Below are 22836 nucleotides of genomic sequence, written 5' to 3'. Positions count from 1 at the left end.
CGTCACACTCCGTTCTTCAAAGGCTACCGTCCACAGTTCTACTTCCGTACCACTGACGTGACCGGTAACTGCGAACTGCCGGAAGGCGTTGAAATGGTAATGCCAGGTGACAACATTCAGATGACTGTTACCCTGATCAAGACCATCGCAATGGAAGACGGTCTGCGCTTCGCTATCCGTGAAGGCGGTCGTACCGTCGGCGCCGGCGTTGTGGCCAAAATCATCGAGTAATCACTCGACCGATTGAAAAAAACCCCCGCTCAGCGGGGGTTTTTTTTATTGGGTTGACACTAAATGGGGGCGTCTATAGAATCACGCCTCCTTTTAGCGGGCGTAGTGCGTCCGTTGGGAACAGCCTGGAGTCTGAAATCCAATGCAAAATCAGCAAATCCGTATCAGGTTGAAGGCTTTCGACCATCGCCTGATCGACCAATCCACCCAGGAAATCGTGGAAACCGCGAAACGTACTGGTGCACAAGTGCGTGGTCCTATTCCACTGCCTACCCGCAAAGAGCGTTTCACCGTTCTGGTTTCTCCGCACGTCAACAAAGACGCGCGTGACCAGTACGAGATTCGCACTCATAAGCGTGTTCTGGACATCGTCCAGCCAACGGATAAAACCGTTGACGCGCTGATGAAGCTTGATCTGGCGGCAGGTGTGGAAGTACAGATCAGCCTCGGCTAAGACTTCGGTCTAGTCGTGTAACGCTCTGAAATGGGCGGCCATAGCGGGTGAAAGCCCCGTACACTCATGAGGTTTACAACATGACTATTGGTGTAATCGGTCGCAAATGCGGTATGACCCGCATTTTCACCGAAGAAGGTGTCTCCATTCCGGTCACGGTCATTGAGATCGAGCCGAATCGCGTCACCCAGTTCAAAACTGAAGAAACCGATGGCTACCGTGCAGTGCAAGTCACTGTCGGCGAGCGTCGTGCTTCGCGTGTGACTGCCGCTCAGGCAGGCCACTTCGCCAAGGCCAACGTTGCCGCTGGTCGCGGTGTTTGGGAGTTCCGTCTTGAAGAAGGCGATTTCCAGGCTGGCGATCTGATCAAAGCTGAACTCTTCACTGCAGGCCAGCTGGTTGACGTTACTGGTCAGTCCAAAGGTAAAGGCTTCGCCGGTACCATCAAGCGCTGGAACTTCCGTGGTCAGGACAACACCCACGGTAACTCCGTGTCGCACCGTGTTCCTGGTTCCATCGGCCAGTGCCAGACTCCTGGTCGTGTGTTCAAGGGCAAGAAAATGTCCGGTCACATGGGCGCCGAGCGCGTGACTGTTCAGTCCCTGGAAGTAGTTCGCGTAGACGCTGAACGCAACCTGCTGCTGATCAAGGGTGCCGTACCTGGCGCTACTGGCGGCGACGTGGTTGTACGTCCAGCTGTCAAGGCTCGCGGTTAAGGGGAAACTGACATGCAACTTAATGTAAATGACGCTCAGGCGATCGAAGTTTCCGAACTGACTTTCGGTGGCGAATTCAACGAGACGCTGGTTCACCAAGCAGTCGTGGCCTACATGGCTGGCGGCCGTCAGGGCACCAAGCAGCAGAAGACCCGTTCCGACGTGGCTGGTGGCGGTAAGCGCCCATGGCGTCAGAAGGGTACTGGCCGTGCTCGTGCTGGTACCACTCGTGGTCCGATCTGGCGTGGCGGTGGTGTAACCTTCGCAGCTCGCCCTCAAGATCACTCGCAAAAGCTCAACAAGAAGATGTATCGCGCAGCTCTGCGCTCCATCCTTGCTGAGCTGGTGCGTAGCGACCGTCTGGTCGTGGTTCAGGACTTCGCTGTTGAAGCACCGAAAACCAAAGATCTGCTGAACAAGCTGAACGGCATGGGTCTGAGCGATGTATTGATCGTTTCCGACTCTGTTGATCAGAACCTGTACCTGGCTGCTCGTAACCTGCCGCACGTCGATGTACGTGACGTACAAGGTTCCGACCCGGTCAGTCTGATCGCATACGAGAAAGTGTTGATCACTGTCTCGGCCGTGAAGAAATTCGAGGAGCTGCTGGGATGAACCAGGAACGCGTATTCAAAGTCCTCCTTGGCCCGCACGTTTCCGAGAAGGCTACCGTTCTGGCTGAGAAAAAAGGCCAGTTCGTATTCAAGGTTGCTACTGATGCAACCAAGCTGGAAATCAAGAAAGCTGTCGAAGGCCTGTTCAACGTAAAAGTTGAAAACGTGTCGACTGTTAACGTTCTGGGTAAAACCAAGCGTACCGCACGTGGTCTGGGCAAGCGTAATGACTGGAAGAAGGCGATCGTCTCCCTTCAGCCAGGCCAAGATCTCGATTTCAGCAGCAGTGCTGAGTAAGGAAGGGGTGCATCATGGCAATCGTTAAATGCAAACCGACTTCCCCTGGCCGCCGTTTCGTGGTCAAGGTGGTCAACAAGGAGCTGCACAAAGGCGCTCCTCACGCACCGCTGATCGAGAAAAAATCGAAGTCTGGTGGTCGTAACAACAATGGCCGCATTACCACTCGTCACGTTGGTGGTGGTCACAAGCAGCATTACCGTCTGGTCGACTTCCGTCGCAACGACAAAGATGGCATTCCAGCCACTGTCGAGCGTATCGAATACGATCCAAACCGTACTGCTCACATCGCCCTGCTGTGCTACGCAGACGGTGAGCGTCGCTACATCATCGCGCCTAAGGGCGTGAGCGCTGGCGACCAGCTGATCGCAGGTGCCCTGGCCCCAATCAAGGCCGGTAACTCCCTGCAGCTGCGCAACATTCCAGTAGGTAGCACCATTCACGGCATCGAACTGAAGCCGGGTAAAGGTGCTCAGATCGCTCGTTCCGCTGGTGCTTCGGCTCAGCTGATCGCTCGCGAAGGTGTCTACGTGACCCTGCGTCTGCGCTCTGGTGAAATGCGTAAAGTCCTGGCTGAGTGCCGTGCGACCCTGGGCGAAGTCTCGAACTCCGAGCACAGCCTGCGTTCGCTGGGTAAAGCTGGTGCCAAACGCTGGCGCGGCGTTCGCCCAACCGTTCGTGGTGTTGCCATGAACCCGGTTGACCACCCACACGGTGGTGGTGAAGGTCGTACCTCCGGTGGTCGTCATCCGGTATCGCCATGGGGCTTCCCAACCAAGGGTGCTAAAACCCGTGGTAATAAGCGTACCGACAACATGATCGTCCGTCGTCGCAAGTAACTAGAGGGATACGACAGTGCCACGTTCTCTGAAAAAAGGTCCTTTTATCGATCTTCACCTGTTGAAGAAGGTCGAAGTGGCGGTGGAGAAGAACGATCGCAAGCCAGTTAAAACCTGGTCGCGCCGTTCGATGATCCTGCCACAAATGGTCGGTCTGACCATCGCGGTTCACAACGGTCGCCAGCATGTTCCAGTTCTCGTGAACGAAGACATGGTCGGCCACAAACTGGGCGAGTTCGCCGGTACCCGCACCTATCGCGGGCACGTGGCTGACAAGAAAGCCAAGCGTTAAGGGGTAAGGAAATGGAAGTAGCCGCTAAGTTGTCGGGCGCTCGCATCTCCGCCCAGAAAGCCCGCTTGGTCGCCGACCAGATCCGCGGGAAGAAGGTGGGCGAAGCGCTCAACCTGTTGGCCTTCAGCAGCAAAAAAGCCGCTGAAATCATGAAGAAAGTCCTCGAGTCGGCCGTAGCCAACGCCGAACACAACGAAGGCGCAGACGTTGATGACCTGAAGGTCTCCACCGTCTTCGTCAACGAAGGGCGTTCGCTGAAGCGCATCATGCCACGTGCCAAAGGCCGTGCTGATCGCATCGTCAAGCGGTCTTGCCATATCACTGTCAAGGTTGCGGACAAGTAACGGAGTCGATCAGATGGGTCAGAAAGTACATCCCACTGGCATTCGCCTGGGAATCGTCAAGGAGCACACCTCCGTCTGGTACGCAGACGGTGCTACTTACGCAGATTACCTGTTGAAGGATCTGAAAACGCGTGAGTACCTCCAAGACAAACTAAAAAGCGCGTCCGTAAGCCGTATCGATATTCATCGTCCGGCTCAAACTGCACGCATCACCATCCACACCGCTCGTCCCGGTATCGTTATCGGTAAGAAAGGTGAAGATGTCGAGAAGCTGCGTCAGGACCTGACCAAGCAGATGGGTGTGCCTGTGCACATCAACATCGAAGAGATCCGCAAGCCGGAACTCGACGCTATGCTGGTTGCGCAGAGCGTAGCTCAGCAGCTGGAACGCCGTGTAATGTTCCGTCGCGCCATGAAGCGCGCGGTACAGAACGCCATGCGTATTGGTGCCAAGGGCATCAAGATCCAGGTGAGCGGTCGTCTCGGCGGTGCTGAGATTGCTCGTACCGAGTGGTATCGCGAAGGTCGTGTGCCTCTGCACACCCTGCGTGCCGATATCGACTACAACACCTACGAAGCTCACACCACTTACGGTGTGATCGGTGTGAAGGTTTGGATCTTCAAAGGCGAAGTTATTGGTGGTCGCCAAGAAGAACTGAAACCACAAGCACCAGCGCCTCGTAAAAAAGCTGCTAAGTAAGGGGTACGCCAAATGTTGCAACCAAAGCGTACAAAATTCCGCAAGCAGATGACTGGCCACAACCGTGGTCTGGCACTGCGCGGTAGCAAAGTCAGCTTCGGCGAATTCGCCCTGAAAGCTGTTGCTCGCGGTCGCCTCACCGCTCGCCAGATCGAGTCCGCACGTCGTGCGCTGACCCGTCACGTTAAGCGTGGCGGTAAGATCTGGATCCGTGTGTTCCCGGACAAGCCGATCTCCAAGAAACCTCTCGAGGTTCGTATGGGTAAAGGTAAGGGTTCCGTGGAGTACTGGGTTGCCCAGATTCAGCCAGGCAAAGTCCTGTACGAGATCGAGGGTGTTTCTGAAGAGCTGGCGCGCGAAGCTTTCGCCCTGGCTGCTGCAAAGCTGCCTCTCGCCACCTCCTTTGTTAAGCGGACGGTGATGTGATGAAAGCGAATGAACTTCGTGAAAAATCGGCACAGCAACTGAACGAGCAACTGCTCGGCTTGCTGCGCGACCAGTTCAATCTGCGTATGCAGAAAGCAACTGGCCAGTTGGGGCAGTCGCACCTGCTCTCGCAAGTTAAGCGTGACATCGCTCGCGTGAAAACTGTGCTCAACCAGCAGGCAGGTAAGTGATCATGGCTGAAGCTGAAAAAACCGTCCGTACGCTGACTGGCCGTGTCGTCAGCGACAAAATGGACAAGACCATCACCGTTCTGATCGAGCGTCGCGTAAAGCACCCGATCTACGGTAAATACGTTAAGCGTTCGACTAAGCTGCACGCGCACGACGAAGCCAACCAGTGCAAGATCGGCGACAAGGTTTCCATCCGTGAAACCCGTCCGCTGGCCAAGACCAAGTCCTGGGCACTGGTTGAAGTCCTCGAACGCGCTGTTGAAGTCTAAGGGCTAGGGGTCGGAGAAATTTTATGATTCAGACTCAATCCATGCTCGATGTGGCCGATAACAGCGGCGCTCGTCGCGTCATGTGCATCAAGGTACTCGGCGGTTCGCACCGCCGTTACGCCGGCATCGGTGACATCATCAAGGTTACCGTCAAGGAAGCAATTCCGCGCGGTAAGGTCAAAAAAGGCCAAGTGATGACCGCTGTTGTCGTACGTACCCGTCACGGTGTTCGTCGCGCTGACGGTTCCATCATTCGTTTCGACGGCAACGCTGCTGTTCTGCTGAACAACAAGCAAGAGCCGATCGGCACTCGCATCTTCGGGCCAGTGACCCGTGAGCTTCGTACTGAGAAGTTCATGAAGATCGTCTCGCTCGCCCCTGAAGTGCTGTAAGGAGATCCGACATGCAAAAGATTCGTCGTGACGACGAGATCATCGTGATCGCCGGCAAAGACAAAGGTAAGCGCGGTAAGGTGCTGAAGGTTCTGGCTGATGACCGTCTGGTTATCGGTGGCGTGAACCTGGTCAAGCGTCATACCAAGCCTAACCCGATGGCGGGCGTACAGGGCGGTATCGTCGAGAAAGAAGCGCCTCTGCACGCTTCCAACGTTGCCATCTTCAACGGTGAAACCAACAAGGCTGACCGCGTTGGTTTCAAAGTAGAAGACGGTAAAAAAATTCGTGTCTTCAAGTCGACCCAAAAAGCGGTTGATGCTTGAACACTGCTAGGTAGAAGACCATGGCACGACTGAAAGAGATTTACCGGAACGAAATCGCTCCTAAGCTTAAGGAAGAACTTAAGCTGTCGAACGTGATGGAAGTTCCGCGCGTTACCAAGATCACCCTGAACATGGGTCTGGGCGAAGCGATCGGCGACAAGAAAGTCATCGAGCACGCTGTTGCCGACCTGGAAAAGATCACCGGTCAAAAGCCGGTCGTGACTTTCGCTCGCAAATCCATCGCTGGCTTCAAAGTCCGCGAAGGCTGGCCGATCGGCGTCAAGGTGACCCTGCGTAGCGACAAGATGTACGAATTCCTGGACCGCCTGCTGGCGATCTCCCTGCCTCGGGTTCGCGACTTCCGCGGCCTGAATGCCAAGTCCTTCGATGGTCGTGGCAACTACAGCATGGGCGTGAAAGAGCAGATCATCTTCCCGGAAATCGACTACGACAAGATCGATGCTCTGCGCGGTTTGGACATCACCCTGACCACCACTGCTCGTTCGGACGACGAAGGCCGCGCTCTGCTGCGTGCTTTCAAGTTCCCGTTCCGCAACTGATTGGAGTAGGAAAATGGCCAAGAAGAGCATGAAAAACCGCGAGCTGAAGCGTCAGCTCACGGTAGCAAAGTTCGCTAAGAAGCGTGCTGAGCTGAAAGCGACCATCGTCAACCTGAACGCCTCTCCAGAAGAGCGTTTCGCTGCCGTTGTCGCTCTGCAGAAGCAGCCACGCGACGCTAGCGCCTCGCGCCTGCGCAACCGTTGCCGCCTGACCGGTCGTCCTCACGGTGTATACCGTAAGTTCGGCCTGGGCCGTAACATGCTGCGTCAAGCTGCAATGCGCGGTGACGTACCAGGTCTGGTCAAGGCCTCCTGGTAATCGCTGCAGGCAAGGCACGGGTGGAAGGGGAGTAATCTTCCGACCGCCGGTGACCTTGCCAACAAACAAGCCCCTATATGGGGCTTGTTTCGTTTCTGCCTTGTGTCTAGAATGACCGGCTCACCTGAGCCTGGGTTTTTGCCCAAACCGTTCGGGTGGTTGTCATAGCCGCAAGGCTAATAATTCTTGTATCAGGAGCATCTAGCCCATGAGTATGCAGGACCCGTTAGCGGACATGCTAACTCGCATCCGTAATGCCCAGATGGCTGAAAAGTCCGTCGTAAGCATGCCTTCCTCTACCCTGAAGGTCGCGGTTGCCAAAGTTCTGAAGGACGAAGGTTACATCGCTGGCTACCAGGTAACTGGTGAGGCCAAGCCTTCCCTGTCGATCGAACTGAAGTACTTCGAAGGCCGTCCGGTCATCGAGGAACTGAAGCGCTCCAGCCGTCCAGGCCTGCGCCAGTACAAGGCCGTCACCGATCTGCCGAAAGTACGTGGCGGTCTGGGCGTGTCTATCGTCTCCACCAACAAAGGTGTGATGACTGATCGCGCTGCGCGCGCTGCCGGTGTCGGCGGCGAAGTTCTGTGCACAGTGTTCTAAGGGGGGATAGACATGTCTCGCGTCGCTAAGAACCCCGTTAAGCTGCCATCCGGTGTCGAAGTCAAATTCGCCGGTCAGCAGCTTTCGGTGAAGGGTGCCAAAGGTACTCTCGAACTGAACGTTCACTCGTCTGTTGAAGTTACCGAAGAGTCTGGTGAGCTGCGTTTCGTCGCTCGCAATGGTGACCAGCAAGCTCGTGCCATGGCCGGTACCACCCGCGCTCTGGTCAACAACATGGTCCAAGGCGTAAGCCAAGGCTTCGAGCGCAAGCTCCAGCTGGTCGGTGTTGGTTACAAGGCACAGGCTAAAGGCACCGTCCTGAACCTGGCCCTGGGCTTCTCTCACCCAGTGGACTACGAACTGCCAGCCGGTATCACCGCTGAAACGCCTAGCCAGACCGACATCCTGATCAAGGGTATCGACAAGCAGCTGGTAGGTCAGGTGGCCGCTGAAATCCGCGACTTCCGTCCGCCAGAGCCTTACAAAGGTAAAGGTGTGCGTTACGCGGACGAAGTAGTCCGTCGTAAAGAAGCCAAGAAGAAGTAGGGCCTAGTAAATGACCGACAAAAAAGTTATTCGACTGCGTCGCGCTCGCAAAGCACGTCTCAAGATGCACGAACTCGAAGTCGTGCGCCTGTGCGTGTTCCGCTCCTCGCAGCACATCTACGCCCAGGTCATTTCGGCCGACGGCAGCAAGGTTCTGGCAAGCGCCTCGACCTTGGACAAAGACCTGCGTGATGGCGCCACTGGCAACATCGACGCGGCCACTAAGGTTGGCAAGCTGGTAGCTGAGCGTGCGAAAGCCGCCGGTGTATCTCAAGTTGCCTTTGACCGTTCCGGCTTCAAGTACCATGGCCGCGTCAAAGCGCTGGCTGATGCTGCTCGTGAAGGCGGGCTGGAGTTCTAAGTTATGGCAAATAACGATCAAAAGCGCGACGAAGGCTACATCGAGAAGCTGGTTCAAGTTAACCGCGTTGCCAAAACCGTAAAAGGCGGCCGTATCTTCACCTTCACCGCGCTGACCGTGGTGGGTGATGGTAAAGGTCGTGTTGGCTTCGGCCGTGGCAAGTCGCGCGAAGTACCAGCCGCGATCCAGAAAGCCATGGAAGCTGCTCGCCGCAACATGATTCAGGTTGACCTGAAGGGCACCACCCTGCAGTACGCCACCAAGGCTGCCCACGGCGCCTCGAAGGTTTACATGCAGCCTGCCTCGGAAGGTACCGGTATCATCGCCGGTGGCGCAATGCGTGCTGTCCTGGAAGTTGCTGGTGTTCAGAACGTTCTGGCCAAGTGCTACGGTTCGACCAACCCAGTGAACGTGGTTTACGCCACCTTCAAGGGTCTGAAAGCCATGCAATCTCCTGAATCCATTGCCGCCAAGCGTGGCAAGAGCGTCGAGGAGATCTTCTGATCATGGCAACCGTAAAAGTAACGCTGATCAAGAGCGTCTCGGGCCGTCTGCCTAACCACAAGCTGTGTGTTAAAGGCCTGGGTCTGCGTCGCATCGGTCACACTGTAGAAGTCCAGGATACTCCCGAGAACCGCGGGATGATCAACAAGGCTTACTACATGCTGAAGGTCGAGGGCTAATCGATGAAACTCAATGATCTGAGTCCAGCGCCGGGTTCCCGTCGCGAGAAGCATCGTCCAGGTCGTGGTATCGGTAGCGGTCTGGGTAAGACCGGCGGCCGTGGCCACAAAGGTCAGACTTCCCGTTCGGGTGGTTCGATCGCTCCTGGCTTCGAAGGCGGTCAACAGCCGCTGCACCGTCGCCTGCCGAAGTTCGGCTTCGTTTCCCTGAAAGCCATGGACCGCGCTGAAGTGCGTCTGTCCGAGCTGGCCAAAGTGGAAGGCGACGTGATCTCCGTGCAATCCCTGAAGGATGCCAACGTGATCAACCAGCACATTCAGCGTGTGAAAATCATGCTGTCTGGCGAAGTTACTCGCGCAGTCACCATCAAGGGTATCGCAGCCACCAAGGGTGCGCGTGCGGCTATCGAAGCAGCTGGCGGCAAATTCGAGGAATAAATGGCTAAGCAAGGTGCTCTCTCTTCGCTCGGTAAGGGCGGGATGTCGGAACTCTGGGCTCGTCTGCGCTTTCTGTTCATGGCGATCATCGTCTATCGGATAGGTGCGCATATCCCGGTTCCCGGCATCAATCCGGACCGTCTGGCGGATCTGTTTCGGCAGAATGAGGGGACCATTCTTAGCTTGTTCAACATGTTTTCCGGTGGCGCGCTTGAGCGCATGAGCATCTTTGCACTGGGGATCATGCCGTACATTTCGGCATCGATCATCATGCAATTGATGACGGCGGTCAGCCCGCAACTGGAGCAGTTGAAGAAGGAAGGTGAAGCTGGCCGTCGCAAGATCAGCCAGTACACCCGCTACGGCACCGTTATCCTGGCACTGGTCCAAGCCATTGGCATGTCCATTGGCCTGGCCAACCAGGGCGTGGCGTTTTCTGCAGGCCTGGGCTTCCACGTCGTCGCTGTTTCCACTTTCGTGGCAGGCGCGATGTTCATGATGTGGCTGGGCGAGCAGATCACCGAGCGCGGTGTGGGCAACGGTATCTCGATGTTGATCTTCGCAGGTATCGTTGCCGGTCTTCCGAGAGCAATCGGGCAGTCTTTCGAGTCTGCGCGCACAGGCGATATCAACATTTTCGCCCTGGTCGCTATCGGTCTGCTGGCAGTAGCGATTATCGGTTTTGTGGTGTTCATTGAGCGTGGTCAGCGTCGTATCGCCGTTCATTACGCCAAGCGTCAGCAGGGCCGCAAGGTCTTCGCTGCGCAGACCAGCCACTTGCCGCTGAAGGTGAACATGGCAGGGGTTATCCCGGCCATTTTCGCGAGCAGCATTCTGCTGTTCCCGGCTTCGCTGGGTGCCTGGTTTGGTCAGTCTGAAGGTATGGGCTGGCTGCAGGACATCTCGCAGTCGATCGCTCCTGGTCAGCCGTTGAACATTCTGCTGTTTAGTGCAGGGATCATTTTCTTCTGCTTCTTCTACACAGCGTTGATGTTCAATCCGAAAGACGTAGCGGAAAACCTGAAGAAGTCCGGTGCCTTTATTCCGGGTATCCGTCCTGGTGAGCAGTCTGCGCGCTACATTGATGGCGTTCTGACCCGTTTGACCATGTTCGGTGCTCTTTACATGATGGCCGTCTGCCTTCTGCCCCAGTTCCTGGTGGTGGCAGCAAATGTGCCGTTCTACCTTGGCGGGACCTCGTTGCTGATTGTGGTAGTGGTTGTGATGGACTTCATGTCCCAAGTACAATCGCACCTCGTTTCGCACCAGTACGAATCCCTGATGAAGAAAGCCAACCTGAAAGGCTACGGTGGCAGCGGTCTGCTGCGCTGATACGCCCCTAAGGTTCGAGGAGTCGGTAATGAAAGTTCGTGCATCGGTGAAAAAGCTGTGCCGTAACTGCAAGATCATCCGTCGCGAAGGCGTCGTACGAGTGATCTGCAGCGCGGAACCGCGTCACAAACAGCGCCAAGGCTGAGTGTGATCTGCGCTTCAAACCCAGCAGCTAGTGTGCTGCTGGGTTGATTATTCGTTTCTACAGCGATATTATCTCGCGCCCTATTTCTTGGCTTCCGGGGCGTAGGTAGCTGTCAATTGGAGTCCCACTGAATGGCCCGTATTGCAGGCGTCAACATTCCAGATAACAAGCATACTGTTATCTCGCTGACCTACATCTATGGTGTCGGTCGCACAACTGCACAGAAGATTTGTGCAGACGCTGGTGTAAACCCAGCCGCTAAGATCAAGGATCTGAGCGACGAGCAAATCGAAACCCTGCGTGGCGAAGTCGCGAAGTTCACCACCGAAGGTGACCTGCGTCGTGACGTCAACATGAAGATCAAGCGCTTGATGGACCTGGGTTGCTACCGCGGCCTGCGTCATCGTAAAGGTCTGCCGGTTCGCGGTCAGCGCACCAAGACCAACGCACGCACCCGTAAGGGCCCGCGTAAGCCGATCCGCAAGTAATCGCCCAGGAATATAGACATGGCAAAACCTGCTGCTCGTCCTCGTAAGAAAGTCAAAAAGACAGTGGTTGATGGCATCGCCCACATCCACGCTTCTTTCAACAACACCATCGTGACCATCACCGATCGTCAGGGCAATGCTTTGTCCTGGGCGACTTCCGGTGGTTCGGGTTTCCGTGGTTCGCGCAAATCCACCCCGTTCGCAGCCCAGATCGCTGCTGAGCGTGCTGGTCAAGCTGCGCTGGAATACGGTCTGAAGAACCTCGACGTTAACGTCAAGGGTCCAGGTCCAGGTCGTGAGTCCGCCGTTCGTGCATTGAACAGCTGCGGCTACAAGATCGCCAGCATCACCGACGTGACGCCAATCCCGCACAACGGGTGCCGTCCGCCGAAGAAGCGTCGCGTGTAATCAGGAGACAGAAGAATGGCACGTTACATTGGTCCAAAATGCAAACTGTCTCGTCGTGAAGGCACTGATCTGTTCCTGAAGAGCGGCGTTCGCGCTCTGGAATCGAAGTGCAATATCGAAGCAGCCCCAGGTATCCACGGCCAGCGCCGTGGCCGTCAGTCCGACTACGGCACCCAGCTGCGTGAGAAACAAAAAGTCCGTCGTATCTACGGTGTTCTGGAGCGTCAGTTCCGCGGTTACTACCAAGCTGCTGCCTCGAAAAAAGGCGCAACCGGTGAGAACCTGCTGCAACTGCTCGAGTGCCGTCTGGATAACGTCGTTTACCGTATGGGCTTCGGTTCGACTCGTTCCGAGTCCCGTCAGCTGGTTTCGCACAAAGCGATCAGCGTCAACGGTAAGACTGTAAACATTCCATCCTACCAAGTTCGTCCGGGTGACGTGGTCGCAGTCCGCGAGAAATCGCTGGGCCAGTTGCGCATTGTTCAAGCCCTTGAACTGTGCGCCCAGCGTGGCCGCGTTGAGTGGGTTGACGTGGATGCTGCTAAAAAGTCGGGCGTTTTCAAGAACGTTCCTGCTCGCAGCGACCTGTCTGCCGACATCAACGAAAACCTGATTGTCGAGCTCTACTCCAAGTAAGGGCTAGAAAATAGGTGCATCCATGCAGATTTCGGTAAATGAGTTCCTGACTCCCCGCCATATTGATGTGCAGGTAGTCAGTCCGACCCGCGCCAAGATTACGCTCGAGCCTCTCGAGCGTGGTTTCGGCCATACCCTGGGCAACGCGCTGCGCCGCATCCTGTTGTCCTCCATGCCTGGCTGTGCAGTAGTCGAGGCCGAGATCGATGGCGTACTCCATGAGTATTCCGCGATCGAAGGTGTTCAGGAAGACGTAATTGAAATCCTGTTGAACCTGAAAGGCCTGGCTATCAAACTGCATGGTCGTGACGAAGTTACGCTGACCTTGTCGAAAAAGGGTTCGGGGGTGGTTACCGCTGCCGATATTCAGCTGGATCACGATGTCGAGATCGTCAACCCCGATCACGTAATCGCGAACCTGGCGTCGAACGGCGCTCTGAACATGAAGCTCACTGTAGCTCGTGGTCGTGGTTACGAGCCGGCCGACTCCCGTCAAACCGACGAAGACGAAAGCCGTAGCATTGGCCGTCTGCAGTTGGACGCTTCGTTCAGCCCGGTGCGTCGTATCGCCTATGTGGTCGAGAACGCCCGTGTTGAACAGCGTACCAACCTGGACAAACTGGTCATTGATCTGGAAACCAACGGCACCCTGGATCCTGAAGAGGCTATCCGCCGCGCTGCGACCATTCTGCAACAGCAGTTGGCCGCGTTCGTCGACCTCAAAGGTGACAGTGAGCCTGTCGTAGTCGAGCAGGAAGACGAGATCGACCCGATCCTGCTGCGTCCGGTTGACGACCTGGAACTGACTGTACGTTCGGCCAACTGCCTCAAGGCGGAGAACATCTACTACATCGGCGACCTGATTCAGCGTACCGAAGTAGAGCTGTTGAAGACTCCTAACCTGGGTAAGAAGTCCCTGACTGAAATCAAGGACGTTCTGGCCTCTCGTGGTCTGTCTCTCGGCATGCGCCTCGACAACTGGCCGCCTGCAAGTCTTAAGAAAGACGACAAGGCGACCGCCTGATCGTCGTAATCACCGAACGTAGTGTTTGGTAAGGAATGAATCATGCGTCATCGTAAAAGTGGACGTCACCTGAGCCGTACCAGCTCTCACCGCAAGGCTATGTTCCAGAACATGGCAGTGTCGCTGATCGAGCACGAGCTGATCAAAACCACCCTGCCGAAAGCCAAGGAACTGCGCCGCGTTGCCGAGCCGCTGATCACCCTGGCCAAGGAAGACAGCGTTGCTAACCGTCGTCTGGCCTTCGACCGTACCCGTTCGAAGTCCGCTGTTGGCAAACTGTTCAACGACCTGGGCAAGCGTTACGCCACCCGTCAGGGCGGCTACCTGCGCATCCTGAAGTGCGGTTTCCGCGCTGGCGACAACGCGCCTATGGCGTACGTCGAGCTGGTTGATCGTCCGGTCGGCGGTGCTGTAGAAGCTGCTGAGTAAGACGTTCTGTCTGCTACAAAGAACCGGGCCTAGTGCCCGGTTTTTTGTTTGTATGTCTATTGTTTATTTCTATTGATGTAAGTCATGTAATAAATTTGTACCTGTAATCTCGCTCGGCAATACTCTCTTTACAGCCGATAAGCCGGCGCTTGAAGACCGATAAGGAGAGCCCATGAGCAAGATTCTCACCACCGCTAGCGGTGCACCTGTAGCCGACAACCAGAACTCCCGCTCCGCCGGCCCGCGCGGTCCGCTGCTGCTCGACGACTTCCACCTGATCGAGAAGCTCGCCCATTTCAACCGCGAGAACATTCCAGAGCGCCGTGTCCATGCCAAAGGTTCGGGTGCCTATGGCACCTTTACCGTTACTCACGATATTACCGGCTATACCAGCGCCAAGCTGTTCGAAGAGATCGGTAAACAAACTGAGACTTTCTTGCGTTTCTCCACCGTTGGTGGCGAGCGCGGTTCAGCTGATACCGAGCGTGACCCGCGCGGTTTCGCGGTGAAGTTCTATACCGAGGAAGGCAACTGGGACATAGTCGGTAACAACACGCCAGTATTCTTCATTCGCGACCCACTGAAGTTCCCGGACTTTATCCACACCCAGAAGCGCCACCCGCAGTCCAACCTGAAGAACGCTCAGATGATGTGGGATTTCTGGTCGCACTCCCCTGAAGCGCTGCACCAGGTCACCATCCTCTTTTCCGACCGTGGCATTCCGGACGGCTACCGCCATATGCATGGTTTTGGCAGTCACACCTACAGCCTGATCAATGCAAAGGGTGAGCGTACTTGGGTCAAGTGGCACTTCAAGACTCAACAAGGCATCAAGAACCTCGCCCCGGCAGACGCTGCACGCCTGGCAGGTACCGACCCGGATTACGCCCAGCGAGATCTGTTTGAGGCCATCGAACGTGGCGACTATCCGCGCTGGACGGTCTGCATTCAGGTGATGAGCGAAGCCGAGGCTGCCAGCCGTGACGAGAACCCATTCGACGTGACCAAGACATGGTCGCAGAAGGACTATCCGCTCATCGAGGTGGGTGTGCTGGAGCTCAACCGTAACCCGCTCAACTATTTCGCAGAGGTCGAGCAGGCCGCGTTCGGGCCGAGCAATATGGTGCCCGGCGTCGGTCTTTCGCCAGACCGCATGCTGCAAGGCCGGGTTTTCGCCTACGCCGACGCGCACCGCTATCGCGTGGGTACCAATCACCAGCAATTGCCAGTCAATGCGCCACGCTGCTCGGTAAACAGCTATCAGCGCGATGGCTCCATGGCCACCGGCGGCTACGGTAGTGCACCGAACTATGAACCAAACAGCTACAGCGACGCCCCGAAACAGTCCCCACGCCATGCTGAGCCCGCATTGGCCATGAATGGTTCGGCTGATCGCTACGATCACCGCGAGGACACCGACTACTTCAGCCATGCCGGCGCTTTGTTCCGTTTGATGAGCGATGAGCAGAAGGCCCTGCTGATCAGCAACATCGCCGGTACCATGGCGGGCGTCAGCGAAGACGTGATCCAGCGTCAGTTACAGTACTTCTTCAAGGCGGATCCGGCCTACGGTGAAGGGATTGCGAAGGCTTTGGGCATCAATCTCGCCTAAGTCGAAGTGATAAGTAGAACCGCCCTCATTTGGGCGGTTTTTCAATGAATATCACTACTGTTTAACCGTTTTTTTGCGTCTGATTGCGCGTTTTTCAGTGACCGTAGACAAAAGCTGGTTCACACTATGTGGCATAGACGTTTTCACATGGAGAATCAGGGCGATGCAAGGCCACCCGGACGTAATCAACTATCTCGTCACGCTGCTGAAGGGCGAACTGGCGGCACGCGACCAGTACTTCATTCATTCGCGCATGTACGAAGACTGGGGCCTGTCCAAGCTCTACGAGCGCATCAACCACGAGATGGAGGAAGAGACGCAGCACGCCGATGCCCTGATGCGTCGTATCCTCATGCTCGAAGGTACCCCTGACATGCGTGCGGATGACCTGGAGGTCGGCAGCACTGTGCCGGAAATGATCGAGGCGGACCTCAAGCTCGAATACAAGGTGCGCGGTGCGCTTTGCAAAGGTATCGAGCTGTGCGAACTGCACAAGGACTACGTCAGCCGTGACATCCTGCGTGCTCAGCTGGCCGACACCGAAGAAGATCACACCTACTGGCTTGAGAAGCAGCAGGGCCTGATCAAGGCCATCGGGCTGGAAAACTACCTGCAGTCGCAGATGTAAGTTACCCACAGGCTCAAGTAAAAGCCCCTGGCACCGATGGTACCAGGGGCTTCTTCATTGCGCTGGCAACACTCAGGCCCGATCCCGCTCCAGCAATGGTTTCAGGTAATGGCCGGTATATGACTGCTTCATCTCGCTCAGCTCTTCTGGCGTACCGCAGGCAATGATCTGCCCACCCTTGGAGCCACCTTCCGGCCCCAGGTCAACCAGCCAGTCGGCGGTCTTGATCACATCCAGGTTATGCTCGATCACCACCACGGTATTGCCGTGGTCGCGCAGGCGATGCAATACGTCGAGCAGTTGCTGGATATCGGCAAAGTGCAGGCCGGTGGTAGGTTCGTCGAGGATGTACAAAGTCTTGCCGGTATCGCGCTTGGACAGTTCGCGTGACAGCTTCACGCGCTGTGCCTCCCCCCCTGACAGCGTGGTCGCTGACTGCCCCAGTTTGATGTACGACAGGCCCACATCCATTAACGTTTGCAGCTTGCGCGCCAGCGCCGGCACCGCATCGAAGAACTCTCGGGCATCCTCGATGGTCATTTCCAGCACCTCGTGGATGTTCTTGCCCTTGTACTTGATCTCCAGGGTTTCGCGGTTGTAGCGCTTGCTCTTGCACACGTCACACGGCACGTAGATGTCCGGCAGGAAGTGCATTTCCACTTTGATCAGGCCATCGCCCTGGCAGGCCTCGCAACGGCCACCCTTGACGTTGAACGAGAAACGCCCCGGGCCATAACCACGCGAGCGTGACTCCGGTACACCAGAGAACAGCTCGCGGATCGGTGTGAAGATACCCGTGTAGGTCGCCGGGTTGGAGCGCGGGGTCCGGCCTATCGGGCTCTGGTCAATATCCACCACCTTGTCCAGGTGCTGCAGGCCATCCATGCTGTTGTGTGGTGCGGCTTCCAGGCTGCTTGCGCCATTTAGGGCGGTGGCGGCCAAGGGGTAAAGGGTGTTGTTGATCAGCGTCGACTTACCCGAGCCGGATACACCGGTCACGCAGGTCAGCAGGCCGATCGGCACTTCCAGGTCGACGTTCTGCAGGTTGTTGCCACGTGCGCCCTTGAGCTTGAGTTGCAGCTTCTTGTTGCGCGGCGTGCGCTTGGCCGGTACAACGATCTTCTTGCGCCCGGACAGGTACTTGCCAGTCAGCGAATCGGGGTGGTCCATGACCTCCTGGGGCGAGCCCTCGGCGACGATCTGCCCGCCGTGCACACCAGCGCCAGGGCCGATGTCGACCACGTAGTCGGCCAACCGGATGGCGTCTTCGTCGTGTTCCACCACGATCACCGTGTTGCCCAGGTCGCGCAAATGGTTGAGGGTGGCCAACAGACGGTCGTTGTCGCGTTGATGAAGGCCGATGGACGGTTCATCGAGGATGTACATCACCCCCACAAGACCGGCGCCGATCTGGCTGGCCAGACGGATACGTTGCGCTTCACCACCGGACAGGGTGTCGGCACTACGATCCAGGGTCAGGTAGTCGAGGCCGACGTTGACCAGGAACTGAAGTCGTTCGCAGATTTCCTTGAGGATTTTTGCCGCGATTTCGCCACGGCGGCCAGTAAGGGTCAGTTCGCCAAAGTAGTTGCTGGCTTCACCGATCGGCATATTGGTTACTGCGGGCAGGGTCTTCTCGCCCACCCACACATGGCGCGCCTCGCGGCGCAGGCGCGTACCCCGGCAATCCGGGCATGGTTGCGTGCCAAGGAATTTGGCCAGTTCTTCACGCACCGTGGCCGATTCGGTTTCGCGGTAGCGGCGCTCAAGGTTCGGCACAATGCCTTCGAACGGGTGCGATCGCTTGACGATGTCGCCTCGGTCGTTGAGGTACTTGAAGTCGACACTCTGCTTGCCGCTGCCCTGCAGGATCACCTTCTGGTGTTCGGCCGACAGCTCGCCGAAAGGCTCTTCCAGGCTGAAGCCATAGTGCGCGGCTAACGAACCAAGCATCTGGAAGTAGTACACGTTACGGCGGTCCCAGCCGCGGATCGCGCCTTCGGCCAGGGTGAGCTCGGTGTTGACCAGGCGTTTGGTGTCGAAGAACTGTTTGACCCCCAGGCCGTCGCAGGTCGGGCAGGCGCCAGCCGGGTTGTTGAAGGAGAACAGCTTCGGTTCCAGCTCACTGATCGCGTGGCCGCACACCGGGCAGGCGAAGCGCGCGGAGAAGATCGTCTCTTCGCCTTGTTCGCCGTCCATCGGTGCCACCAAGGCAATACCATCGGCCAGCTTCAGCGCGGTCTCGAACGATTCGGCCAGGCGCTGTTGCAGGTCGGCGCGGACTTTGAAACGGTCCACCACCACATCAATGCTGTGCTTCTTCTGCTTGTCCAGCTTGGGCAACTCATCGAGTTCGTAGAGTTTGCCGTTGACCCTGGCCCGCACGAAGCCCTGGGCGCGCAGCTCGTCAAACACTGCCAGATGCTCACCTTTGCGCTCGCGCACTACCGGCGCGAGCAGCATCAGCTTGCTGCCTTCCGGGTTTTCCAGCACCAGGTCGACCATTTGGCTGATCGTTTGCGCCTCCAGTGGAATATCGTGGTCCGGGCAGCGTGGCGTACCGACGCGGGCGTACAGCAGGCGCAGGTAGTCATAGATTTCGGTGATGGTGCCGACCGTGGAACGCGGGTTGTGCGAGGTCGATTTCTGCTCGATCGAAATCGCCGGCGACAGGCCTTCGATGGTGTCGACGTCGGGTTTTTCCATCATCGACAGGAACTGCCGGGCGTAGGCCGACAGCGACTCCACGTAGCGGCGCTGGCCTTCGGCGTACAAGGTATCGAACGCCAGGGACGACTTGCCGGAACCGGACAGGCCGGTGATCACGATCAACTTGTCCCGGGGCAGGGTCAGGTCGATGTTCTTCAGGTTGTGGGTACGTGCCCCACGAATCAGGATCTTGTCCACTACGGCCTCGCTCGGCGGGCATAAACAAGGAAGTATACGGCGCCCTGCCAGTACGCGGCAAAGCGTCGCGTAGATGCCGTCAAGCTGTCGGACTGATAGAATCGCCGCCGGTTCACACGAGGTTAATCCATGCACGACACCCACAACGAGCGCATGAGTGGCGGCGAAACCCGCGCCGCTGGCGGCCTTGCCCTGGTCTTTGCCTTTCGTATGCTGGGCATGTTCATGGTCTTGCCGGTACTGGCCACCTACGGCATGGACCTGGCTGGCGCCACGCCTGCGCTGATCGGCCTGGCCATTGGTGCCTATGGTCTTACACAGGCGGTATTTCAGATCCCGTTCGGGATGATTTCTGACCGCATCGGTCGCCGGCCGGTGATTTATCTGGGGTTGGTGATCTTTGCCCTTGGTAGCGTGTTGGCGGCCCAGGCCGACTCTATCTGGGGCGTGATTGCCGGGCGCATCCTGCAGGGCGCCGGGGCAATTTCTGCTGCGGTCATGGCGCTGCTGTCCGACCTCACCCGCGAACAACACCGGACCAAGGCCATGGCCATGATCGGCATGAGCATCGGCCTGTCGTTCGCTGTCGCCATGGTCGTTGGTCCACTGCTGACAAGTGCCTTTGGTTTGTCAGGTTTGTTCCTGGTCACGGCTGGGCTTGCCCTGGTAGGCATCCTGTTGATCGCCTTTGTCGTGCCCAATACCCACAGCATCCTGCAGCACCGCGAGTCGGGTGTGGCGCGCCAGGCCATCGGCCCGACCCTGCGCCATCCGGACCTTCTGCGCCTGGACGTAAGCATTTTCATCCTGCACGCCATCCTCATGGCCAGCTTCGTTGCGCTGCCGCTGGCGTTCGTCGAGCGTGGCGGCCTGCCCAAGGAGCAGCACTGGTGGGTGTACCTGACCGCGCTGTTCATCTCATTTTTTGCAATGGTCCCGTTCATCATTTACGGCGAAAAAAAGCGCAAGATGAAACGTGTGTTGGCCGGCGCGGTCAGTGTCCTGCTGCTGACAGAGATATACTTCTGGGAGTGGGCTGACGGTTTGCGCGGACTGGTGATTGGCACCGTGGTATTCTTTACCGCATTCAACCTGCTGGAGGCTTCGCTGCCTTCTCTGGTGAGCAAGGTGTCGCCTGCCGGTGGCAAGGGGACGGCAATGGGGGTGTATTCCACCAGCCAGTTCCTCGGTGCAGCGTTAGGCGGGATTCTTGGTGGCTGGCTGTTCCAGCACGGTGGGCTGGACACGGTGTTCCTCGGTAGTGCGGCGCTGTGTGCTATCTGGCTGATCGTTGCCTTGCGCATGAACGAGCCGCCATATGTGACCAGCCTGCGCTTGCCCCTGACGCCTGAGGCGGTCCGGGAAGCCGGCCTGACCGAGCGCCTGATGGCCGTGCCGGGTGTGACCGACGCTGTGGTGGTTGCAGAAGAAGCCGCCATCTATATCAAACTGGATACGAAAATTTTGGACCGTGCGACCCTCGAGCGACTGGTGAATCCAGCCTCTTCGGCGTGCGAAGCCTAGGAGAACGTTATGGCCCGTGGGGTTAACAAAGTCATTCTGGTCGGTACCTGTGGCCAGGATCCCGAAGTCCGCTACCTGCCCAACGGTAACGCCGTGACCAACCTGAGCCTGGCCACCAGCGAGCAGTGGACTGACAAGCAGTCGGGCCAGAAGGTCGAGCGTACCGAGTGGCACCGTGTGTCGTTGTTCGGCAAGGTTGCCGAAATCGCTGGCGAATACCTGCGCAAGGGTTCGCAGTGCTACATCGAAGGCAAGCTGCAGACCCGCGAGTGGGAAAAAGACGGCATCAAGCGCTACACCACCGAGATCATCGTCGACATCAACGGCACCATGCAGCTGCTCGGCGGTCGTCCGCAGGGCCAGCAGCAGGGCGGTGACCCGTACAACCAGGGTGGCGGCAATTACGGTGGTGGCCAGCAGCAATACAACCAGGCACCGCCACGCCAGCAGGCCCAGCGCCCGCAACAGGCCCCCCAGCGCCCTGCGCCGCAACAGCCTGCGCCGCAGCCGGCTGCTGATTTCGACAGCTTCGATGACGATATTCCGTTCTGATCAGAGCGGTAAGGCGTTCAGCAGGACCAGAAACCCGGGGCAGTTGCCCTGGGTTTTTTTATGGGCAGCACCGCATATCTGGCATCGCGGTCAGTAGAACAATCGCGGCTCCGGCGAATCCAGCAGGCTTGCCAGCTTGGTCAGGGCAAAGGCCAGTTCCTGGCGGCTGGGTGCCATCAGGGCGATGCGCACACCGCTGGTGGCGTGGCTGCGTTCTGGCAGGAACTGGCTGCCGCTGACCACCGTTACGCCATTGTCACGCGCAAGGTTGGCAAACTCGTCGCTGGTCCACGGTTCTGGCAGCTCCAGCCAGATATGGAAGCTGTGAGGCTGAGTGCGGACCTTGTATCGGCCAAGAATCTCCCGGGCCAGGTGCTGGCGTGCTGCCGCCTCATCCTGTTGCATACGCACCAACTGTTCGGCCTTGCCGCTGTTGATCAGGTTGCTGGCCAGTTGCGCCATCAGTGGCGATGGCATCCACACGCTGCTGCGTACCATCGATGATAACCGTGACAGGGTTTGCGGCGGGGCGTACAGGTAACCGATGCGCAGCGCCGGCAGCACACTTTTGGACAGGCTGGTGAGGTATACCGAGCGTTCAGGCGCATACGCTGCAAGCGGCTTGTAGTCCGGGGTGGGCTCAAGAAAACCGTAGATATCGTCATCCACGATGTACAGGTCGAACTCCCGGGCGATCTCGGCGATGGCCTGGCGCCTTGCAGGGGGCATGATCGAGTTGGTCGGGTTCTGGTGCGTGGTGACGCACACCAGCAGGGAAGGGCGGTGTTCCAGGCAGGCCGCGCGCAATGCCTCCGGGATGATCCCGTGTTCGTCCATGGCTACGCCGCGCAGGCGCCGGCCCATGCTGTGGGCCAGGGATATGATGCCGGGGTAGCAAAGCGACTCGCACAGCACCACATCGTCACTCTTCGACAGGCTGCTGATGGTCACCAGCAGCCCATGCTGGGCGCCAGCGGTCAGTACTACCTGCTGCCAACGCGCATCAGGCAGCCAGCGCTGTATCCAGGTCGCACCGGCTTGTTTGTGGGACGTGTGGCCACCCTCTGTCACATAGTCGAGTACCTGCCCCAAGTCCGAGGAGGCGGCCATTTCGCTGATAGCCGCGCCTAGCCATTCGCTCATGTGAGCGTCGTTGGGCTTGATGATCGAGAGATCGATCTGGCTGCTTTCGCCGGCCACGGGCGCGGGCACCGACGGGGCGGTTAATGGCTGTCGCAATTGCCTGACAAACGTGCCTCGGCCTACCTCGCCCGCCACCAAACCACGCTTGGCTGCTTCGTCGTAGGCCCTGCCAACAGTGCCGGGGGTTACATTCAGCGCCTCGGCGAGGTCCTTGAGTGTGGGTAAGCGATCGCCTTCTGCAAGCCGACCACCTTCGATGTCCTGTTCAAGGGCATCAGCGATCATCAGGTAAACCGGCTGTGTTTGATGGCTGAATTGAGGGACCCACATGGAAATGGCACCAGACGCTGCAAGAGCGCGAAAGCCTAGCATGAAAGCTCGGATGCAGGTAATGATGGTAATTGGTTTG

General features: G+C 57.6%; 34 protein-coding genes and 1 pseudogene. 33 read left to right on the top strand and 2 right to left on the bottom strand.

Going from position 1 to position 22836, the window contains the following annotated elements:
• The 31 genes and pseudogenes from ACF8EA_RS02085 to bfr all read left to right on the top strand — a co-directional run.
• Positions 1–231, top strand: a pseudogene (locus ACF8EA_RS02085) (elongation factor Tu); the annotation flags it as partial.
• Positions 232–373: 142 nt separating this feature from the next.
• Complete coding sequence (rpsJ, locus tag ACF8EA_RS02080; protein ID WP_003186070.1) at positions 374–685, top strand: 30S ribosomal protein S10; 312 nt, start codon at positions 374–376, stop codon at positions 683–685.
• 80 nt (positions 686–765) lie between these two features.
• Entirely contained in the window at positions 766–1401 is a 636-nt protein-coding gene (gene rplC / locus ACF8EA_RS02075) for a 50S ribosomal protein L3 (RefSeq protein ID WP_003255486.1), read from the top strand.
• 12 nt (positions 1402–1413) lie between these two features.
• On the top strand, positions 1414–2016 hold the full coding sequence (gene rplD, locus ACF8EA_RS02070; protein ID WP_392521027.1) for a 50S ribosomal protein L4: 603 nt from the start codon (positions 1414–1416) through the stop codon (positions 2014–2016).
• Complete coding sequence (gene rplW, locus ACF8EA_RS02065) at positions 2013–2312, top strand: 50S ribosomal protein L23 (RefSeq protein ID WP_003255484.1); 300 nt, start codon at positions 2013–2015, stop codon at positions 2310–2312. Before rplD ends, rplW begins: the two co-directional genes overlap by 4 nt.
• 14 nt (positions 2313–2326) lie before the next feature.
• Complete coding sequence (gene rplB, locus ACF8EA_RS02060; protein ID WP_003255483.1) at positions 2327–3151, top strand: 50S ribosomal protein L2; 825 nt, start codon at positions 2327–2329, stop codon at positions 3149–3151.
• A 16-nt stretch (positions 3152–3167) separates the two neighbouring features.
• Positions 3168–3443 (top strand): 30S ribosomal protein S19, encoded by a 276-nt coding sequence (gene rpsS / locus ACF8EA_RS02055; RefSeq protein ID WP_003255482.1) that lies wholly within the window; start codon positions 3168–3170, stop codon positions 3441–3443.
• Between the two features lie 11 nt (positions 3444–3454).
• Positions 3455–3787, top strand: a complete 333-nt coding sequence (rplV, locus tag ACF8EA_RS02050; RefSeq protein ID WP_003103908.1) for a 50S ribosomal protein L22 — start codon at positions 3455–3457, stop codon at positions 3785–3787.
• A gap of 13 nt (positions 3788–3800) precedes the next feature.
• The gene (gene rpsC, locus ACF8EA_RS02045) at positions 3801–4487 is read left to right on the top strand and encodes a 30S ribosomal protein S3 (protein WP_003255481.1); all 687 of its coding nucleotides are present in this window, start codon (positions 3801–3803) and stop codon (positions 4485–4487) included.
• Positions 4488–4499: 12 nt separating this feature from the next.
• Complete coding sequence (rplP, locus tag ACF8EA_RS02040; RefSeq protein ID WP_003255479.1) at positions 4500–4913, top strand: 50S ribosomal protein L16; 414 nt, start codon at positions 4500–4502, stop codon at positions 4911–4913.
• Positions 4913–5104, top strand: a complete 192-nt coding sequence (gene rpmC, locus ACF8EA_RS02035; RefSeq protein WP_002555481.1) for a 50S ribosomal protein L29 — start codon at positions 4913–4915, stop codon at positions 5102–5104. The genes rplP and rpmC overlap by 1 nt, the downstream gene beginning before the upstream one ends.
• A 2-nt stretch (positions 5105–5106) precedes the next feature.
• On the top strand, positions 5107–5373 hold the full coding sequence (gene rpsQ / locus ACF8EA_RS02030; protein ID WP_003255478.1) for a 30S ribosomal protein S17: 267 nt from the start codon (positions 5107–5109) through the stop codon (positions 5371–5373).
• 23 nt (positions 5374–5396) lie between these two features.
• On the top strand, positions 5397–5765 hold the full coding sequence (gene rplN / locus ACF8EA_RS02025; protein ID WP_002555479.1) for a 50S ribosomal protein L14: 369 nt from the start codon (positions 5397–5399) through the stop codon (positions 5763–5765).
• 11 nt (positions 5766–5776) lie between these two features.
• The gene (rplX, locus tag ACF8EA_RS02020; RefSeq protein ID WP_003255476.1) at positions 5777–6091 is read left to right on the top strand and encodes a 50S ribosomal protein L24; all 315 of its coding nucleotides are present in this window, start codon (positions 5777–5779) and stop codon (positions 6089–6091) included.
• A gap of 20 nt (positions 6092–6111) precedes the next feature.
• Positions 6112–6651 carry a 50S ribosomal protein L5 gene (gene rplE / locus ACF8EA_RS02015; protein ID WP_003255474.1) on the top strand — a complete coding sequence of 180 codons (540 nt, stop codon included), beginning with the start codon at positions 6112–6114 and terminating at the stop codon, positions 6649–6651.
• A gap of 13 nt (positions 6652–6664) precedes the next feature.
• A complete protein-coding gene (rpsN, locus tag ACF8EA_RS02010) occupies positions 6665–6970 on the top strand; it encodes a 30S ribosomal protein S14 (RefSeq protein ID WP_003255472.1) in 306 nt (101 codons plus the stop codon).
• 208 nt (positions 6971–7178) lie between these two features.
• Positions 7179–7571, top strand: coding sequence for a 30S ribosomal protein S8 (rpsH, locus tag ACF8EA_RS02005; protein WP_003255471.1), 393 nt, complete (start codon positions 7179–7181; stop codon positions 7569–7571).
• A gap of 12 nt (positions 7572–7583) precedes the next feature.
• Positions 7584–8117 carry a 50S ribosomal protein L6 gene (gene rplF / locus ACF8EA_RS02000; RefSeq protein WP_003255469.1) on the top strand — a complete coding sequence of 178 codons (534 nt, stop codon included), beginning with the start codon at positions 7584–7586 and terminating at the stop codon, positions 8115–8117.
• A 10-nt stretch (positions 8118–8127) separates the two neighbouring features.
• Positions 8128–8478 (top strand): 50S ribosomal protein L18, encoded by a 351-nt coding sequence (gene rplR / locus ACF8EA_RS01995; RefSeq protein ID WP_003255467.1) that lies wholly within the window; start codon positions 8128–8130, stop codon positions 8476–8478.
• Positions 8479–8481: 3 nt separating this feature from the next.
• A complete protein-coding gene (rpsE, locus tag ACF8EA_RS01990; protein WP_003255465.1) occupies positions 8482–8982 on the top strand; it encodes a 30S ribosomal protein S5 in 501 nt (166 codons plus the stop codon).
• Between the two features lie 2 nt (positions 8983–8984).
• Positions 8985–9161: a 50S ribosomal protein L30 gene (gene rpmD / locus ACF8EA_RS01985; RefSeq protein ID WP_003255463.1), complete on the top strand. Its 177-nt coding sequence runs from the start codon at positions 8985–8987 to the stop codon at positions 9159–9161.
• A gap of 3 nt (positions 9162–9164) precedes the next feature.
• Complete coding sequence (gene rplO / locus ACF8EA_RS01980) at positions 9165–9599, top strand: 50S ribosomal protein L15 (protein ID WP_003255461.1); 435 nt, start codon at positions 9165–9167, stop codon at positions 9597–9599.
• Positions 9600–10931 (top strand): preprotein translocase subunit SecY, encoded by a 1332-nt coding sequence (secY, locus tag ACF8EA_RS01975; RefSeq protein ID WP_003255459.1) that lies wholly within the window; start codon positions 9600–9602, stop codon positions 10929–10931. It begins immediately after the preceding gene.
• A gap of 28 nt (positions 10932–10959) precedes the next feature.
• Positions 10960–11076, top strand: coding sequence for a 50S ribosomal protein L36 (gene rpmJ, locus ACF8EA_RS01970; protein ID WP_002555468.1), 117 nt, complete (start codon positions 10960–10962; stop codon positions 11074–11076).
• Positions 11077–11207: 131 nt separating this feature from the next.
• Positions 11208–11564, top strand: a complete 357-nt coding sequence (gene rpsM, locus ACF8EA_RS01965; protein ID WP_012316515.1) for a 30S ribosomal protein S13 — start codon at positions 11208–11210, stop codon at positions 11562–11564.
• A gap of 18 nt (positions 11565–11582) precedes the next feature.
• Positions 11583–11972 (top strand): 30S ribosomal protein S11, encoded by a 390-nt coding sequence (gene rpsK, locus ACF8EA_RS01960; protein ID WP_003255454.1) that lies wholly within the window; start codon positions 11583–11585, stop codon positions 11970–11972.
• A gap of 15 nt (positions 11973–11987) precedes the next feature.
• Positions 11988–12608 (top strand): 30S ribosomal protein S4, encoded by a 621-nt coding sequence (rpsD, locus tag ACF8EA_RS01955; protein ID WP_003255453.1) that lies wholly within the window; start codon positions 11988–11990, stop codon positions 12606–12608.
• Positions 12609–12630: 22 nt separating this feature from the next.
• Entirely contained in the window at positions 12631–13632 is a 1002-nt protein-coding gene (locus ACF8EA_RS01950; protein ID WP_003255452.1) for a DNA-directed RNA polymerase subunit alpha, read from the top strand.
• 42 nt (positions 13633–13674) lie between these two features.
• Complete coding sequence (gene rplQ / locus ACF8EA_RS01945; protein WP_003255451.1) at positions 13675–14061, top strand: 50S ribosomal protein L17; 387 nt, start codon at positions 13675–13677, stop codon at positions 14059–14061.
• A gap of 172 nt (positions 14062–14233) precedes the next feature.
• Positions 14234–15673, top strand: a complete 1440-nt coding sequence (locus ACF8EA_RS01940; protein ID WP_392521026.1) for a catalase — start codon at positions 14234–14236, stop codon at positions 15671–15673.
• 163 nt (positions 15674–15836) lie between these two features.
• Positions 15837–16301 carry a bacterioferritin gene (gene bfr / locus ACF8EA_RS01935; protein WP_003255449.1) on the top strand — a complete coding sequence of 155 codons (465 nt, stop codon included), beginning with the start codon at positions 15837–15839 and terminating at the stop codon, positions 16299–16301.
• A 72-nt stretch (positions 16302–16373) separates the two neighbouring features.
• Here the strand turns inward: bfr and uvrA are convergent, their stop codons facing one another.
• Positions 16374–19208 (bottom strand): excinuclease ABC subunit UvrA, encoded by a 2835-nt coding sequence (gene uvrA / locus ACF8EA_RS01930; protein ID WP_392521025.1) that lies wholly within the window; start codon positions 19206–19208, stop codon positions 16374–16376.
• 129 nt (positions 19209–19337) lie between these two features.
• Here uvrA and ACF8EA_RS01925 point away from each other — a divergent pair, with 129 nt between their 5' ends.
• Both ACF8EA_RS01925 and ACF8EA_RS01920 read left to right on the top strand, forming a co-directional pair.
• Entirely contained in the window at positions 19338–20732 is a 1395-nt protein-coding gene (locus ACF8EA_RS01925) for an MFS transporter (RefSeq protein ID WP_021783896.1), read from the top strand.
• A 9-nt stretch (positions 20733–20741) separates the two neighbouring features.
• Complete coding sequence (locus ACF8EA_RS01920; protein WP_021783897.1) at positions 20742–21284, top strand: single-stranded DNA-binding protein; 543 nt, start codon at positions 20742–20744, stop codon at positions 21282–21284.
• A gap of 90 nt (positions 21285–21374) precedes the next feature.
• Here the strand turns inward: ACF8EA_RS01920 and ACF8EA_RS01915 are convergent, their stop codons facing one another.
• Positions 21375–22757 carry a PLP-dependent aminotransferase family protein gene (locus ACF8EA_RS01915; RefSeq protein WP_392521024.1) on the bottom strand — a complete coding sequence of 461 codons (1383 nt, stop codon included), beginning with the start codon at positions 22755–22757 and terminating at the stop codon, positions 21375–21377.
• Positions 22758–22836 lie beyond the last annotated feature (79 nt).

The organism is Pseudomonas sp. YQ_5, assembly GCF_043103305.1.
GTDB lineage: Bacteria > Pseudomonadota > Gammaproteobacteria > Pseudomonadales > Pseudomonadaceae > Aquipseudomonas > Aquipseudomonas putida_Y.
Note: the sequence above shows the minus strand (reverse complement) of the source record. Positions and strands in the feature narration are given on the sequence as shown.

Bases quoted from the DNA above. Each gene is read 5' to 3' on its own strand.
- ACF8EA_RS01950 (WP_003255452.1), top strand. From the start codon at position 12,631: ATGCAGATTTCGGTAAATGAGTTCCTGACTCCCCGCCATATTGATGTG.
- secY (WP_003255459.1), top strand. From the start codon at position 9,600: ATGGCTAAGCAAGGTGCTCTCTCTTCGCTCGGTAAGGGCGGGATGTCG.
- rpsN (WP_003255472.1), top strand. From the start codon at position 6,665: ATGGCCAAGAAGAGCATGAAAAACCGCGAGCTGAAGCGTCAGCTCACG.
- rpsC (WP_003255481.1), top strand. From the start codon at position 3,801: ATGGGTCAGAAAGTACATCCCACTGGCATTCGCCTGGGAATCGTCAAG.
- rpmC (WP_002555481.1), top strand. From the start codon at position 4,913: ATGAAAGCGAATGAACTTCGTGAAAAATCGGCACAGCAACTGAACGAG.
- rpsQ (WP_003255478.1), top strand. From the start codon at position 5,107: ATGGCTGAAGCTGAAAAAACCGTCCGTACGCTGACTGGCCGTGTCGTC.
- rplW (WP_003255484.1), top strand. From the start codon at position 2,013: ATGAACCAGGAACGCGTATTCAAAGTCCTCCTTGGCCCGCACGTTTCC.
- rplO (WP_003255461.1), top strand. From the start codon at position 9,165: ATGAAACTCAATGATCTGAGTCCAGCGCCGGGTTCCCGTCGCGAGAAG.
- rplC (WP_003255486.1), top strand. From the start codon at position 766: ATGACTATTGGTGTAATCGGTCGCAAATGCGGTATGACCCGCATTTTC.
- rplX (WP_003255476.1), top strand. From the start codon at position 5,777: ATGCAAAAGATTCGTCGTGACGACGAGATCATCGTGATCGCCGGCAAA.
- rplV (WP_003103908.1), top strand. From the start codon at position 3,455: ATGGAAGTAGCCGCTAAGTTGTCGGGCGCTCGCATCTCCGCCCAGAAA.
- ACF8EA_RS01940 (WP_392521026.1), top strand. From the start codon at position 14,234: ATGAGCAAGATTCTCACCACCGCTAGCGGTGCACCTGTAGCCGACAAC.
- ACF8EA_RS01925 (WP_021783896.1), top strand. From the start codon at position 19,338: ATGCACGACACCCACAACGAGCGCATGAGTGGCGGCGAAACCCGCGCC.
- rpsE (WP_003255465.1), top strand. From the start codon at position 8,482: ATGGCAAATAACGATCAAAAGCGCGACGAAGGCTACATCGAGAAGCTG.
- rplD (WP_392521027.1), top strand. From the start codon at position 1,414: ATGCAACTTAATGTAAATGACGCTCAGGCGATCGAAGTTTCCGAACTG.
- rplQ (WP_003255451.1), top strand. From the start codon at position 13,675: ATGCGTCATCGTAAAAGTGGACGTCACCTGAGCCGTACCAGCTCTCAC.
- rpmD (WP_003255463.1), top strand. From the start codon at position 8,985: ATGGCAACCGTAAAAGTAACGCTGATCAAGAGCGTCTCGGGCCGTCTG.
- bfr (WP_003255449.1), top strand. From the start codon at position 15,837: ATGCAAGGCCACCCGGACGTAATCAACTATCTCGTCACGCTGCTGAAG.
- rpsH (WP_003255471.1), top strand. From the start codon at position 7,179: ATGAGTATGCAGGACCCGTTAGCGGACATGCTAACTCGCATCCGTAAT.
- rplF (WP_003255469.1), top strand. From the start codon at position 7,584: ATGTCTCGCGTCGCTAAGAACCCCGTTAAGCTGCCATCCGGTGTCGAA.
- rplB (WP_003255483.1), top strand. From the start codon at position 2,327: ATGGCAATCGTTAAATGCAAACCGACTTCCCCTGGCCGCCGTTTCGTG.
- rpmJ (WP_002555468.1), top strand. From the start codon at position 10,960: ATGAAAGTTCGTGCATCGGTGAAAAAGCTGTGCCGTAACTGCAAGATC.
- rpsM (WP_012316515.1), top strand. From the start codon at position 11,208: ATGGCCCGTATTGCAGGCGTCAACATTCCAGATAACAAGCATACTGTT.
- ACF8EA_RS01915 (WP_392521024.1), bottom strand. From the start codon at position 22,757: ATGTGGGTCCCTCAATTCAGCCATCAAACACAGCCGGTTTACCTGATG.
- rpsK (WP_003255454.1), top strand. From the start codon at position 11,583: ATGGCAAAACCTGCTGCTCGTCCTCGTAAGAAAGTCAAAAAGACAGTG.
- rpsD (WP_003255453.1), top strand. From the start codon at position 11,988: ATGGCACGTTACATTGGTCCAAAATGCAAACTGTCTCGTCGTGAAGGC.
- rplE (WP_003255474.1), top strand. From the start codon at position 6,112: ATGGCACGACTGAAAGAGATTTACCGGAACGAAATCGCTCCTAAGCTT.
- rplR (WP_003255467.1), top strand. From the start codon at position 8,128: ATGACCGACAAAAAAGTTATTCGACTGCGTCGCGCTCGCAAAGCACGT.
- rplP (WP_003255479.1), top strand. From the start codon at position 4,500: ATGTTGCAACCAAAGCGTACAAAATTCCGCAAGCAGATGACTGGCCAC.
- rpsJ (WP_003186070.1), top strand. From the start codon at position 374: ATGCAAAATCAGCAAATCCGTATCAGGTTGAAGGCTTTCGACCATCGC.
- ACF8EA_RS01920 (WP_021783897.1), top strand. From the start codon at position 20,742: ATGGCCCGTGGGGTTAACAAAGTCATTCTGGTCGGTACCTGTGGCCAG.
- rplN (WP_002555479.1), top strand. From the start codon at position 5,397: ATGATTCAGACTCAATCCATGCTCGATGTGGCCGATAACAGCGGCGCT.